This is a genomic window from Pedobacter sp. MC2016-05 (assembly GCF_026239735.1).
Classification (GTDB): Bacteria; Bacteroidota; Bacteroidia; order Sphingobacteriales; family Sphingobacteriaceae; genus Pedobacter.
In genome coordinates, this window is the sequence record NZ_JAPIVT010000003.1 from 247,932 (window position 1) to 262,714 (window position 14,783).

Genomic DNA, 14,783 nt, shown 5'->3' on the forward strand with positions numbered 1-14,783 from the left:
TCATAATTTTATATATTTGGTTAGTTTTTGTTTGAAACCACAATGCTGGTTCCTTGAATATAATACTTGCTTGAAATGGTTCCGCAGATTAAATCGAGCTGCTCATATAGCCCTTTTTTACTCAAATCTCCGGTAAAAGTATAGTTCGATATCTGCTCGTTATCAGCCTTTATTTCAATTCCGTAGGCTTCGGTAAGGGTTTTGAAGATTTGTTTTACACTTTCTTCCTTGAAATTATAACTTACGCTTGTTGGCACGTTATAAGCCTCGGCCAGTGGAATAGGCTTACTTACCAAGGTTTTGCTTAACTGATGATTGCTAAATACACCTTTTTGATTGGGCGTTAGCAAAATAGGTCGAGCTAATTTTTCTTTTGATAAACCAAGGAATGTGCTTTTCTCATTTTCCTGCACCTCCACTTTTCCAGTTCTAACGGCAACTTGCCCAGGCATTTTATCGGTTGATTCTTTTACCCAAAAGCTGGTTCCCAAAACACGAACAACCAACTTTTGATTATAAACATAAAATGGGCGCTTCGCATTCTTACTTACCGAGAAGAAAGCCGTTCCTTTCAAGTAAATAGTTCTCTTATTACCGGCAAAAACCTCCGGAAATAAGATATTGGCTTTAGGCTTAAGCGTTATGACACTTTTATCGCTAAGCTTTATATCCATTAAACTGTTTGTATTGTTTGTTTTGCTAATCAGCGCTACATTGCCATTTTCATTGATAAAGGCCTGTTCGGTAGGATTATAATTATAGAGATATGAACCCCCAAGAAAAAAAGCGATCATGATTGAAGCGGCTATTGCAAATTTCGGCCATAACCTTTTCATTTTTAGTGTATCAATTTGCTTTTCGCCAGAGTGATTGATGTTGAGCCAGATTTTATCCTGCATTTCATCAAGTTCGCTCGAAGAAAGGTCGTTGTAACTTTTATTGTTTAAATTATGATACCATTTGTCTACCCAAAGCTTTTCGGCATCGGTGCAGTTTCCGTTTTGATAACGGAGTAGTAAATCGTTGAATGATTTCTGGTTCATAAGGAAATATTTGGCTCTATAATATACGAGTAACATAACTAGCCAGTATCCCTAAAGTATAATCATAAAAAAATTAAAAATAATTGTAATATGTTGATTTTCAGGCTAAAAAAAGAGATAAAAATTTTTGATATACTCTTTAATTCTTTTGATAGAACGTGTAATATGGTATTCCACCGCCTTTTCAGATATATTCAAGTCAGTAGAAATATCCTTTATGGATTGGTGTTGGTAACGACTTAAACGGAATACTTCCTGGGTTTTTTCGGGCAATGAGTTAATGCCTTCTTCTATAATTGATGATAGATCATGCAGATCTACGAGGTTGGCCGTGTCTTGATGATTTTCGCTATATGTTAAGGTTTGGTACGCCATGTATTTATTTTCCATCACCAAACTACGTACATGGTTAATCACACTTAGCTTTAAAGCCCCGAAAAGATAAGCCTGGAGGTTTTTGATTTGTAGATCCTGTCGTTTTTCCCAAAGGGAGATAAAAATATTTTGCACCAATTCTTCCGCTACAACCTTATCACCAGTTTTTTTATAGGCTGCATATAACAGCTCTTTACTAAAAGTGAAGTAAATCTGTTCATAAGCCTGCTTATCACCTTGCTTGAGGCGCAAAAGTAAATCGATAGACTTTTCGGGCTCGTGGAGCGTCATTAATTCGTTTTGGTTAGCTAGGAATGAAGTAAATGTAGGAAATTATTTCCTTCTGAAATTCCATTTGTGATTAAATTTAGCAATAATCTTCCGTATTTATACCGGGGACTTTTTAAAGCATACGCCTAAGCGTAAATATTTTATATGCCTTTTGTCTCATTTTTTTACCTTTGCTCAATCTCTAAAAAATTATGCAGGAAAATATTATTGTTTTAGGCTCTAACGGGCAAATTGGAACCGAATTGGTTACCATGTTAAGAAAAATCTATGGTGATGATCATGTGGTGGCTTGTGATATTCGACGACCAGATTACGACATCAAAAATTCTGCACCCTTTGAGTTCGTAAACGTTTTGGATAAGGAGATGATTAACGGCATTTTCAAAAAGTATAAACCTACGCAGGTTTATCTTTTAGCTGCACTATTATCAGCAACTGGTGAGCAAAATCCTAAGTTAGCTTGGGATTTGAATATGAATGGTCTTTTAAATGTGTTAGATTTAGCTTTAGAATATAAAGTAGCAAAGGTATACTGGCCAAGTTCAATCGCTGTTTTCGGACCAAATTCTCCTAAAGATAACACGAATCAATATTGCGTGATGGACCCGAACACGGTATATGGAATAAGTAAACTCGCGGGCGAACGCTGGTGCGAATATTATAACCAAAAATATGGTTTAGATGTACGCAGTATCCGTTATCCTGGATTAATCAGCTGGAAAGCTGCTCCAGGTGGTGGAACAACTGATTATGCTATTCATATTTTTCATGATGCATTAAAAAAAGGAAGTTATCAAAGTTTCTTAAATGCGGGTACCGAATTGCCAATGATGTATATGGATGATGCGATCCGCGGAACAATAGAATTGATGGATGCTCCATCAGACCAGATTACCGTTCGTAGCAGTTACAACTTTGGTGGTGTAAGTTTTACGCCAGAAATTTTGGCAGCAGAAATCAGAAAACATATTCCAGATTTTACCTTAACTTACACATCCGAAACTGATCCTAGGCAACAAATTGCAAATAGCTGGCCACGTTCGATTGATGACAGTACTGCAGCAAAAGATTGGGGATGGAAACCGGAGTTCGATTTATCGAAACTGACAACCGATATGTTAAATAATTTAAAAAAATAAGGTAGGTGGTTTAAGGTGGAAGGTTTAGGGTGTTTTAACCCTATTCTTTATATCTGATCCTAAATACTTAATACTAAAAATGGGAAGAGCATTCGAATTTAGAAAAGAAAGAAAGTTTAAGCGTTGGGCCAAAATGGCGGTTCAGTTTACACGTATTGGTAAAGATATCGTGATGGCGGTGAAAGAATCAGGGCCTCACCCTGAAACAAACTCTCGCCTGCGTACAGCAATGCAAAATGCAAAGGCGGTAAACATGCCAAAAGATAGGGTGGAGGCGGCTATTAAGCGGGCATCCGATAAATCGATGGCCAATTACGAAGAAATTGTTTATGAAGGGTATGCGCCTCATGGTGTAGCCGTTCTAATTGAAACCGCTACTGATAATACCAACCGTACCGTTGCAAATGTTCGGAGTTATTTCAATAAAACCGACGGTTCTTTAGGTAAAACTGGTTCATTGGATTTCATTTTCAACCGTAAATCTATTTTCCGTTTTGTACCTGCAGAAGGTTTAGATTTGGAAGAATTGGAATTCGAATTGATTGATGCGGGCCTGGAAGAATTATATGTAGAAGCTGACGAGGAAGGAAACGATATCGCCGTAGCACAAGGTACTTTCGAGAATTTCGGTTCTTTACAAAAAGCTTTGGAAGAAAAAGGGATTGAATTGAAAAGCTCTAAACTAGAGCGTATCGCATTATCGCACCACGAAGTTACAGAAGAGCAAGCCGCTGATGTAATGAAGTTGATTGATAAATTAGAGGAAGATGATGATGTGCAGGCAGTTTATCACAATATGGCTGATTAAAAATTTTCAAAAATGAACACAAAAGGCTTGAAGATTTTATTCTTCAAGCCTTTTGTTTTTTCTGATCCTCATAGTAACCTCAATCGTCCTTTTGACCGCATTGGAGAATCCTTGAACAGAAAACAGATGGAAAAGATCTCTCCGCTACGTTGCACTCCGGTCGGGAAGACGATGGATTAATTTTCCTAATCCTTCTTATGGCCAAACAACCAAGGCAACAAGTATGGTTCAGCGAATGCACTGTCCCAGCTGTTGTGGTTTGCATTTGGATAGAGCGTAAACTTTACCTCTTTACCAACTACTTTTAGCCTTTCGGCAATCGCCATAGAAAATGCCGGATCAACAATGTCATCTTTTCCGCCATGAAAAATCCATAAAGGAATATTTTTGTATTTCTTAATATTGTTGGTGTTATCGCCACCGCAAATGGCAAAGGCAGCAGCAAAGGTGTTTCGCTTTCTTCTCAATAGTTCATAAGTTCCCATGCCTCCCATGGATAGGCCTCCCACATAAACCTGCTCCTTATTTACAAATGGTTTTTTTAAGAAATCCTTTACCATTCCCTGTAGAGCATGCATGGCTTTTGTCGGTTTTCCATTTTCAATGAAACTAAAATTCCTTTTGCCCTTATCGTTTGTAGTGATATTTACGTTTGCCCAATAGCTATCGGCCGGGCACTGTGGAAATACGATGATAGCGGGGAAGTTTCGCCTTATATCTTCGTTTAGAAATAATTTCGCCCCGTGTGTCAATTGTTTCTCGTTATCATTACCGCTTTCTCCACGCCCATGCAATACAAATAATATCGGGTACTTCTGTTTAGAATTGAAATTCTCTGGAAAAAGTATTCTATAATAGATTGAATCCTTTCCTTTGATAAAACTGCCCCGATCATATTTTTTTAAATCTTGAGCATTTAAAACGATCGTTGCAAGGAGCAAAAAGATGGTTAGAAAAATATTCTTCATCTAGCAAAAATAAAAAACCCTGCCTATTTTACAATAGTGCAGGGCTCATAATCAAACCTAACCTTGATTATTTTAGTGTAAATGATGCTGCTTTTACATCTCTGGAATTTGTGCCGATAAATACCTGGAATTCTCCAGGTTCAGCTACAAATTTTAAGTCAGAATTATAAAACTTCAAATCATTTTCTGAGATATTGAAAGATATTGTCTTGCTTTCGCCAGCTTTTAAATTCACTTTCTGGAAACCTTTCAATTCTTTAACCGGACGGGTAATGCTTCCAACCAAATCGCGAATATAAAGTTGAACAACTTCTTTGCCATCGTATTTACCAGTATTGCTTAAGGTTACAGAAGCTGTAATCGATTTGCCTTTGGTTAAGGTATTTGCACTCAGTTTAACATCGCTGTAATTGAAAGTGGTGTAGCTTAAACCAAAACCAAATGGATATAAAGGATCGTTACTCACATCTAGATAATTGGAACGGAATTTCTCGAACCATTTGCCTTCTGCCAGAGGGCGACCAGTGTTTTTGTGGGCATAATAAAGCGGCACCTGACCCACATTTTGAGGGAAGGTAGCACTCAATTTACCCGACGGATTTACTTTTCCAAAAAGTGCATCGGCGATAGAATTTCCAGCTTCGCTACCAGGAAACCAAACGTTTAAAATTGCCGGGATATTTTCCTGCTCCCATTTCAATGCCAATGGGCGACCAGTAAACAATACCAACACAATTGGTTTTCCTGTTTTTACCAAAGCTTTTAACAGGTTTTTCTGGGTTTCTGGAATTTGAATGTCGGTAACGCTACTGGCCTCACCGGTAAATTCAGAACCTTCACCCATAGTGGCAATTACCACATCTGATTTTTCGGCAACTCTCACTGCCTCTTTGATCATTTCTTCTTCTGATCTTGGATCGCGTTTATAGGTTGGGTTGTGAACGTTAATATAGCGGTGTTCTGCAAGAGAATCGGCTAAAAAGTTTGAGCCACGAGCGGTTAAAATTTTAGCATCATTACCCAAAGCATTTTTTAAACCTTGTAACACCGTTACCGATTGATCGAACAAAGCCGCAACGCTCCAAGTGCCATACATATTTGCCGTATTGTCAGCCAAAGGACCGATTAAACCAATAGTGCCGGTTTTTTTAAGTGGGAGCAGGTTGTTGCTGTTTTTTAGCAATACAAAACTTTCAGCTGATATCTCACGGGCTATCTGGCGGTTTTCTGCATTGAAAACCTCTTTTTCAGCTCTTGTTGGATCGCAAAATTTGTAAGGATCAGTAAATAATCCTAACTTATATTTAGCTTGAAGGATTAAACGACAAGCCCTGTTTATTTCATTGATGCTTACTTTTTTCTCGGCAAGTGATTTTTTTAAAGTTCCCAGAAAACCTTCTCCAACCATATCCATATCGATACCAGCGTTCATGGCCAAAGCAGAAACGGTTTGTAAATCGCCCATACCATGCGCAATCATTTCAGGGATACCCGTGTAATCCGTAACTACGAAACCTTTGAAACCCCATTGGTTACGCAACACATCCGTCATTAGCCATTTACTTCCTGTCGCAGGGATACCATCAACCTCATTAAAAGAGGCCATAATACTTGCTGCACCTGCATCTACCGCAGCTTTGTACGGTGGAAAATATTCGTTATACATGCGCACTTTGCTCATATCGGTAGTGTTATAATCTCTACCAGCCTCTGCCGCTCCATATAATGCATAGTGTTTAACGCAAGCCAATATTTCATTATTTGCCTGCAACTTACCTTGATAACCTTTTACCATAGCAGCGGCAATTTTAGATCCTAGATAAGCATCTTCGCCACTGCCTTCAGAAATTCTTCCCCAACGTGGGTCACGAGAGATATCAACCATAGGAGAGAAGGTCCAGTTGATACCGCTAGCGCTGGCTTCGATAGCTGCAACCCTTGCCGATTTTTCTACTGCCGTCATATTCCAGGTTGCGCTCATGCCCAGTGGAATTGGAAAAACGGTATTGTAACCGTGAATCACATCCATTCCAAAAAGTAATGGAATTTTTAGCCTGCTCTCTTCAACGGCAACTTTTTGTACTGATTTAATTTTATCAACACCTTTTATGTTGAACAAACCACCCACCTGGCCATCTTTAATCTTTTTCCCGATATCGCTACTATTGGCCTGACCAGTGGTAATATCGCCAGAACTAGGCAAGTTGAGCTGCCCGATTTTCTCGTAGATAGTCATTTTAGCCATCAGGTTGCTAATAAAAGTATTCATCTTGGCTTCTTCAGGAGATGCCGGTTTTTTGGTTTGCGCTGAAATATTCAGGGCTAAGGATGTTAAAAAAACAACTAGGATTTTCGCTTTTTTCATTATATGTGTGTTTTATGCTTTTACAATTTAGTCCACTTTTTTCACCTTGGTTTTGGCTGAAACGCCATTTTCATTTATCGCTTCAATAGAAAAATAGTAGGGCTTTTGGCTGTCCATTGCTTTAAACCAATACTCATTGAAGTCATGAATCATAATGCAGTTATACAATTTATCTGGAGCTGTGCCGTAATACAAATTATAGGCAAATGCATTATCAACAGGTTGCCACTTGATGTAAGCACTGCGTTTATCTTTCTCTGTTCTGAGTACAATTAGGTTTTTAACTTTCGATGGTTTTTCACCGTTTCCATTTCCAAAAACGCGGATGCCGCTAATGGCAAATTTCCCGGTTGGCATGTGGATGTTGACCATTTTGATATACCGCGTTTTAACAGATTTTTTCAATTCGATATAGTCATGGGGAACATCAGTTTTATTCTGACTTTTATCCACTAAAATTGTCCACTTTTTGCCATCTGTTGAGGAAAGTATTTTATATTGATGATAAATGCCGATTTGCTTGCCGATAAATTCAGCATCTTGATCGGCATAGTTTATTTGGATAGCGTTGACAGTGGCTAAGCTTCCCAAATCGGTTTGAATCCACTCCCCGTTATTGGCTGTTTTGGCGCTCCAATAGGTTTTTATGCTTTCATCAACGGCATTATTGGCGTGGAAACCCCCAAGTGTAGAAGAAACTGTAACTGGCTTTTTGTAATTAATGAGCATCCAGCCTGGTCCCGCTGGTCCATTTTCTTTTCTTTCTGATGGGAGATAAAGCGGATAATCACCGAAGGCGGTATTTGTCCACATCACATCATCTTTATCAAAACCAGTTGGCCAAATTCCCATTCTGCGTTCCCAGGTATTTTTTACACAAATGATGCTGGTAGAGATGTGCCAGTAGTTTTTGCTGTTATCCTGAAAAGTTGCTCCATGACCGGCACCTCGGGAAAACCCACCACCTTTATAGCTTAGTGGATCGGATTGTGGTGTAAATTGTGAATCGTAAAAAAGTGGCTTTGTGCCCACTACTACGCCATCAGAATAGCCACTGAATTCCGTTCCAGGCGCACCATACTGAAAATAGTATTTTCCATTGTGTTTGGTCATCCAGGCTCCTTCGGCAAAAGGATCAAGAAAGGTATTGTCCATATACTCACCAAAACGTTGCCAGCCATAACGCCAGCTTTCTAGCAAATACATCGGCATACGTGTGCCCTTTGGTTGAAATGTTTTTCGATCGAGCTCTACGCCATACATCGGATAGTTATTGCTACTGCCATTGTACATGTAGAATTTTCCATCATCATCTGTGAAAAATGCAGGATCCCAGCCACCAATTTCCAATGAATCGACCAATGGAAACCATTTATTACCTAGTGGATCTGTGCTTCCCCAAAGCGTGAAATTTTTGGTGTAAGTACTTCCGAAAACCACAACGGTATCGCCAATGATACCAACACCTGGAGCACAAAGTTCATCTTTCGTCTTGTTCCAGGGGCGGAGAAATTTGCGTTCTATAAATTTCCAGTTCAGCATATCCGAACTGTGCCAGTAACCCCATTGATTGGTACTGAACAGCAGATATTCACCTTTGTAATTCACAATAACCGGATCGGCCGTTGCCCTATGTTTGCCCCATTCGGTAAAAGATTCGAAAGGCGTATAACCGTAATCAACATTGATTGGGTTGCAATAGGTTTTTTGCCTTTGCGCAAGTAGGGCCAGAAATGATAGTATGAAGAAAAGTGTAAGTATGGTTTTTCTCATGATGTTGCTATTTGCCTTTTAGCCGCAGATTCGCAGATTATATATAATGCATTATAAAATTTTTAATCCGTGGCTACCTTATTGCTTTATCTCTGGACTTTCGAATCCTAACTTTGTTAATCCACTTTTTATTTCTGGTGCACTCATAAATAAATTCCACAATAAACCGGTTCTACCGTTCTCAATCATGACTACAATCGGTCCCTGATCTATTCCTATATATCTTTTAGGAAACCAGTTTTCCGTTTCACTATAGGCATCGTAAAAACCAAATTCTCCCCAAACCTTATCATTTAGGGTTTCATATAAATTTCTGATTACCTGCATACTTTCTTTTTTTGCATAAGGGTAAGATGAAAGTGCTGCGGTAGGCGCAATTACACCTAAATCTTCTTGCGGATTGTGTGCTGCATAACCTTTAACAGAATAGCTTGCCGTCAATCCCCATGAATTTTTTCCGTAACCTTTAAATCCTTTTGGGTTTTGAATAGCATAATCATAATTGATCAAAGTGTGGCTTTTATTCTCCTCCCAATAATTGGCGTACCTGTCTTTTAATCCCGTTGGATTTAAGCCCAGGTAAGAATAATGAGCCCAGAATAATGGGCCTACATTCTCGCCAACTACGTTGTGTTTCAATTTCACCGGATGTCCGTACAGGGAAAGATTTGTATTTATCTTTCCATTTTTAGCCCAGCCTTCGTGATAAACTGCAGCAGGTACGCCATGCGTTGGAGAACAGGCCGCCAATACATAGGTAATTAAACATTCGTTGTAACCAGTAATAGCAAAGTTCATCTTCCAGCCAGAGTTGGGCGACCAATGCCAGTACAATACATTCTCGTTGTCTTTTCTGTAAAAGTTCCAGTCAATACCTCTCCAGAGCTCATCAGCTCTTGCCGCCAATTCCTTTTCTTGGGTATTGCCCTTTGTATAATATTGGCGAACACAAATTAAAGCTTGTGCTAAAAATGACGTTTCAACTAAATCGCCGGCGTCATCGTTTTCACCAAATGCTTTTGCCTTGCCAGAAGGCAGCATCCAATGTGGCCATACACCATGAAAACGATCTGCTTTGCTTAAAAAACCCAAGCCTTTTTTCAGATGTTTAAATCCTTCTTCTCTGGTGATAAATTTACGTTCGATGGCAACAATTGTACCCATGATACCAAAGCCGCTGGCACCGGTAGCAATAATGTTTTTATCATTTTGCGGATATATATTATCGCTGTGATAGCGCTCTCTCGAAAGACCGGAAATGGGTTCTGCACCTTCATAAAAATATTTGTAGGTCTGCTTTTGTACCAGATCAAGTAACTGATCATCAGTTAAGCCTTTTTTGATCTTTACGTCCGGGTTATTGGTTTGGCTATCACCACTGGTGCAGGAAGTGAGCCACATGAAAACAATTGCCAGAAGCTTAAAGTAGAGAGGATTTCGGGATGTGAAGCCTTTTAGTATCATATCAAAAAAGTAAAAAAGGTTGCCAGTCAACTGGCAACCTTCATCAACTTGTTTAGTTTTAGTAACCAGGGTTTTGCTTTAATAAACCACCACTTAAATCTATTTCAGTTTGAGGAATTGGCCAAACTTCATTTTTGTTCGCTTTCCAACCTTTAGGTCCGAAAACCTGAAGTGCTCTTCCTTGTCTGATTACATCAAAATATCGGTCGTTTTCCATGGCTAGCTCAACCTGTCTTTCTTTCCAAATGGCATTTCTCAATGCGGTTTGGTCTGTCGTCGTAACATCAGGGAGGATGTTGGCATTGCTGCCTCTTGCCCTTCTGCGCACTCTGTTAAGCGAAGTTAGTGCCTGAGTTGGGTTTCCTAACTCATTTGCAGCTTCCGCATTCATTAACAGAATATCAGCAAACCTTAATACCCTGAAATTCTGCTGCGCACCTTCATTAAATTCCGAAACCCGCGTATTGAAGGGAACATAGGATTTCTGATTATAGCGTTCATTAGGAACCCTTGTTGGAACCAAATCACCTTGTGGAGTGGTTTCGCCTCTAAATAAAATGGTAGCATCTCTTCTTGGATCGCCTGTCTCATAGGCAGATGCCAGTTCTGCAGAAGGCGTGTTGAAACCCCAACCCATCTCTCCAGCAACACCTTGTACCTGGCTATATTGCGAATTCGAAGCATCACGATTACTTTGTAATAACTCAGCCTGGACTTCAAATAATGATTCTACGTTGTTTTCATTCTGTGTTCTGAAGAGTTTTTCGTAATCAGAAAATAAATCGTAGCCCAAGCCCATTACCTGATTGGTGAGCGCAAGTACATCGGCCCATTTCTTTTGATACATGGCAACTTTTGCTTTCAATCCTAATGCTGCACCTCTAGTTGCCCTGCCCAAGTCGGCGGCACCGTAAGATTGAGGTAAAACGGTAGCGGCTTCTGTTAAATCCTTTTCAATTTGTGCATAAACAGCAGCTTTGTCCGATTGCGGAATATTGTATTCGGTATTATCCTTCGGAACAGTCAATCTCAAAGGAACACTGCCATAGGCCCTAACTAACCTAAAGTAAGAATAGGCACGAATAAACTTTGCTTCAGCCAAAAATCTGGATTTCAATGCAGCATCCATTGTAATGTTTGGCACGTTATCCAATACCTGGTTACAAAGATTGATGTTCTGGTATTGACCGGTCCAGAATCCTTGCAAACTGCCTTGGGTTGATGTAACGGTAAACTGATCAAATAAGTTAAAGAAGGTTGCATCAGTAGGGGTGCTGCCTTTATCTGCTTCATCCGAGCCGGTACTTTCAATGGCAATTGCATTGAAAGCAACATTATCCCAACTTCTTAAATTCGCATACATCGCATTAACACCCTTTAAAGCGTCATCCTGAGTTTTCCAGAACGTAACGGAAGGTTGTTGAGCCTGTGGTGGAACATTTAAAAAATCTTTTTTACACGATGCTGTGAAGAGCATTGATCCCAAAGCGGTGGCAATAATGCAAGATTGTAAATTTATATTCTTTTTCATTGTGTGTCGATTAGAAAGTAACGTTAAGTCCAAAATTATAAGTAGCAAATAATGGATACACATTTGTGTCGATCCCAGCATTTGTTGGCGATCCACCAACTTCAGGACTAAAGCCTTTGTAGCCAAAAATATTGATTGCGTTTTGTGCATTTAAGAAAACTCGTAGACGCTGCATCTTCATTTTATTACTGATCGCTTGCGGTAAAGTATATCCTAATTGTATGTTTCTCAATCTAATATAATCGCCTTTCTCTACGTAAAATGAATTTGGAGCATTATTTAAGCCACTTGCTAAACTTGCAGAAGAATATGAGTTTGATGTTCCCGGTCCAGTCCAACGATTAGTGATGAAATCTTTGGTATAGTTTTCATTACCAAAACGGTTACTTAAATTTGCATTAAATACATCTACATCAGCAACACCTTGTATATCAAGAGTCAAATCAAAATTCTTGTAAGCAAAGTTAGTATTCACACCATAAGTGAATTTTGGATTTGGATTACCCAAAACAACCCGGTCTTTTAAATCAATAATACCATCGCCATTGGTGTCTGCGTATTTGAAATCGCCTCTTTTAAATCCAGGCCATGCAGCAGCTTCAGCATCCGACTGAAAAACGCCTTCTACCTGATAACCAAAAAACTCCCCGATGGGGCGGTTATTTACGGTTCTGGTGGAAAGATATCCACTTGTAAGACCTTCACCACCTCTGTAAATAGGATTAGAGCCAGAGGTAACATTTAATACTTTATTGTTATTCATTCCCACGTTTCCACTGATTGAGTAACTAAAACCACCCTCGGTTTTATCTGCCCATGTTGCAGAGAATTCGAAACCTCTGTTCTGGATATCAGCCTGATTAGCGATTAGTGAACTATTTTGTGTACCGATACTTCCAAGAACGGGAATATCAAAAATGGCTTGTTCTGTTTTTCTGTTGTAATAATCTGCTTCAACTGTCAATCTATTATCTAAGAAGCCCATTTCCAAGCCTACATCTGTACCGGCACTTCTTTCCCATAATAAAAATGGAGGAACAATTGAACGAATACTAGCACCTGTATATGGTAAACCACCAAAGAATGCAATTAATCCTGCAGATTGATCGACTGTTTGGGTTGATGGATTAAATGGAACCCCAGCGTTACCAACTTTACCCCAACTTCCTCTTAGCTTTAAATTACTGAAGATTTTTTGATCTTTCATGAAGTCCTCATTGGTGATCACCCAACCTGCACCAATAGAAGGAAAGTTACCCCATAAATTGTCAGAACCAAAAAACTGCGATGCACCGTCTCTACGAATAGAGGCATTCAATAAGTATCTATTTTTATAACTATAATTTATTCTGGCAAAATAAGAAGCAAAAGTAGAGATTTCGCCCTTATCCGTTATGTTTCTTGTCGCAGCATCACCTAAGGCCAAATATAAATCGCCTTCCGAAGTGTACGGTACATTTAATGCATCGGCATTAATTTCATACATTTTATTTCGTTGTGCTGTTTGTCCAACCAAAACGGTTACGTTATGATCAGTCCATTTTCTATCATAGGTTAAAGTGTTCTCAATAATCCAGTTTCTATTTTCAATACGATCAATATCTAATTTACTGTTTGTATTTTGTTGTGTATTGCTGGCTTTGTAAACAGGTACATAACCCCTAACTTCTTGCTGACCAAAATCTCCACCAAGACTTGTTCTGAATGTGAAGTTTTTTAAAAACTTTAATTCAGCAAATACGTTACCTGTAACTTTATATCTTGTAGTATTTTGGTTGAAGAAGTCTAAAGTAGCCTGAGGGTTCATATTGCTGCCATTACCTAAATTGAAAGCATTTGGATCGCCATAACTACCGTCAGCATTGAAAACTGGAACAACTGGTGAGGCAGCATACAAGGCTCTGAAAATTCCGGATGCGGGATCTTTTGATTTGCTTGAAGTTGCAGTTACGTTATATCCAATTTTTAATGGTTCGAACACCTGGAAATCGTTTGATAACCTTGCTGTGTATCTTTTGTAATTATTGTTTTTTACAATACCGTCCTGATCTAAATAACCCAATGAGAGGTTGTATGTAGATTTTTCACTACCCCCGCTAATTGATAGCTGGTGATTGGTAATTAATGCATCTCTCAATGCTACGTCATACCAATTTGTACCTTCTCCCAAGTTGGTGTTAGCAAATAAAGGTTGTGCACTTTGAAGCGCATATGCCTCATTCACCGCAGTAGCATATTCACTTGCATTTGCCATTTCTACCTGGTTGGTTACTTTCTGGAAACCCACCGTTCCGTTGTAATTAATAACGGCATCACCTCTTTTGCCTTTATTGGTGGTTACTAAAACTACACCATTGGCTGCCCTGATACCATAGATAGATTGCGCTGATGCATCTTTTAAAATGCTAATATTTGCAATATCGGCAGGATTTAAGAAATTAATGTCGTCATACCAAACGCCGTCAACCACATATAAGGGAACAGTTTTACCATATATCGTTCCTGAACCTCTAATGGTAATCGTTGGTGAACCTCCCGGAGTGCCTGTATTGGTAATAGAAACACCGGCAACTTTACCCTGAAGTGCGCCAACCGGGTTGGTGGAAATTTGCTTGGAGATATCTTCTCCCTTCACCGTAGCTACCGATCCGGTAACGTCGATTTTTCGTTGTGTACCGTAACCTACCACCACAACCTGCTCTAACTGTTGTGTTGAAGACGCTAAGGCTACGTTTATTGTAGTACGATTAGCAACCGCTTGCTCCTGGGCAGTATAACCTACGAAGTTAAAGACTAATGTTGCAGTTGATGGAACACTGATGGAGTAGTTACCATTTGCATCTGTTTGTGTACCGCCTTGAGCTCCCTTAATTAAAATAGTGACGCCTGGTAATGGAGTTTTATCGCCCCCATCTGTTACCACACCTTTTACAGTGATGTTTTGCGCAAACGCTACGTTAATTGCGAGTAAAAGAAAGACGGCCAGAACAGAAATTCTTGTAAAAATTCTTTTCATGCTTATTAAA

At 39.3% G+C, this 14,783-nt stretch carries 10 protein-coding genes; 2 read left to right on the forward strand and 8 right to left on the reverse strand.

Annotation, left to right across the window (positions count from 1 at the left end; all coding sequences use genetic code 11):
• Nucleotides 1–20: 20 nt before the first annotated feature.
• Both OQZ33_RS06255 and OQZ33_RS06260 read right to left on the reverse strand, forming a co-directional pair.
• On the reverse strand, nt 21–1,043 hold the full coding sequence (locus OQZ33_RS06255; RefSeq protein WP_265798195.1) for a FecR family protein: 1,023 nt from the start codon (nt 1,041–1,043) through the stop codon (nt 21–23).
• Nucleotides 1,044–1,148: 105 nt separating this feature from the next.
• Nucleotides 1,149–1,709 (reverse strand): RNA polymerase sigma factor, encoded by a 561-nt coding sequence (locus OQZ33_RS06260; RefSeq protein ID WP_265798196.1) that lies wholly within the window; start codon nt 1,707–1,709, stop codon nt 1,149–1,151.
• 191 nt (nt 1,710–1,900) lie between these two features.
• Here OQZ33_RS06260 and OQZ33_RS06265 point away from each other — a divergent pair, with 191 nt between their 5' ends.
• On the forward strand, nt 1,901–2,848 hold the full coding sequence (locus OQZ33_RS06265; protein ID WP_265798197.1) for an NAD-dependent epimerase/dehydratase family protein: 948 nt from the start codon (nt 1,901–1,903) through the stop codon (nt 2,846–2,848).
• Between the two features lie 79 nt (nt 2,849–2,927).
• Entirely contained in the window at nt 2,928–3,656 is a 729-nt protein-coding gene (locus tag OQZ33_RS06270) for a YebC/PmpR family DNA-binding transcriptional regulator (protein WP_265798198.1), read from the forward strand.
• A gap of 185 nt (nt 3,657–3,841) precedes the next feature.
• Here the strand turns inward: OQZ33_RS06270 and OQZ33_RS06275 are convergent, their stop codons facing one another.
• The 6 genes from OQZ33_RS06275 to OQZ33_RS06300 form a co-directional block, all read right to left on the reverse strand.
• Nucleotides 3,842–4,624, reverse strand: coding sequence for a prolyl oligopeptidase family serine peptidase (locus OQZ33_RS06275; RefSeq protein ID WP_265798199.1), 783 nt, complete (start codon nt 4,622–4,624; stop codon nt 3,842–3,844).
• A gap of 67 nt (nt 4,625–4,691) precedes the next feature.
• Nucleotides 4,692–6,989, reverse strand: coding sequence for a beta-glucosidase BglX (gene bglX, locus OQZ33_RS06280; protein ID WP_265798200.1), 2,298 nt, complete (start codon nt 6,987–6,989; stop codon nt 4,692–4,694).
• A 27-nt stretch (nt 6,990–7,016) separates the two neighbouring features.
• Nucleotides 7,017–8,762 carry a discoidin domain-containing protein gene (locus OQZ33_RS06285; RefSeq protein WP_265798201.1) on the reverse strand — a complete coding sequence of 582 codons (1,746 nt, stop codon included), beginning with the start codon at nt 8,760–8,762 and terminating at the stop codon, nt 7,017–7,019.
• Nucleotides 8,763–8,840: 78 nt separating this feature from the next.
• Nucleotides 8,841–10,226: a glucoamylase family protein gene (locus tag OQZ33_RS06290; RefSeq protein ID WP_265798202.1), complete on the reverse strand. Its 1,386-nt coding sequence runs from the start codon at nt 10,224–10,226 to the stop codon at nt 8,841–8,843.
• A 58-nt stretch (nt 10,227–10,284) separates the two neighbouring features.
• Nucleotides 10,285–11,757: a RagB/SusD family nutrient uptake outer membrane protein gene (locus tag OQZ33_RS06295; protein WP_265798203.1), complete on the reverse strand. Its 1,473-nt coding sequence runs from the start codon at nt 11,755–11,757 to the stop codon at nt 10,285–10,287.
• A 10-nt stretch (nt 11,758–11,767) separates the two neighbouring features.
• Nucleotides 11,768–14,773: a SusC/RagA family TonB-linked outer membrane protein gene (locus tag OQZ33_RS06300; protein WP_265798204.1), complete on the reverse strand. Its 3,006-nt coding sequence runs from the start codon at nt 14,771–14,773 to the stop codon at nt 11,768–11,770.
• Between the last annotated feature and the right edge of the window lie 10 nt (nt 14,774–14,783).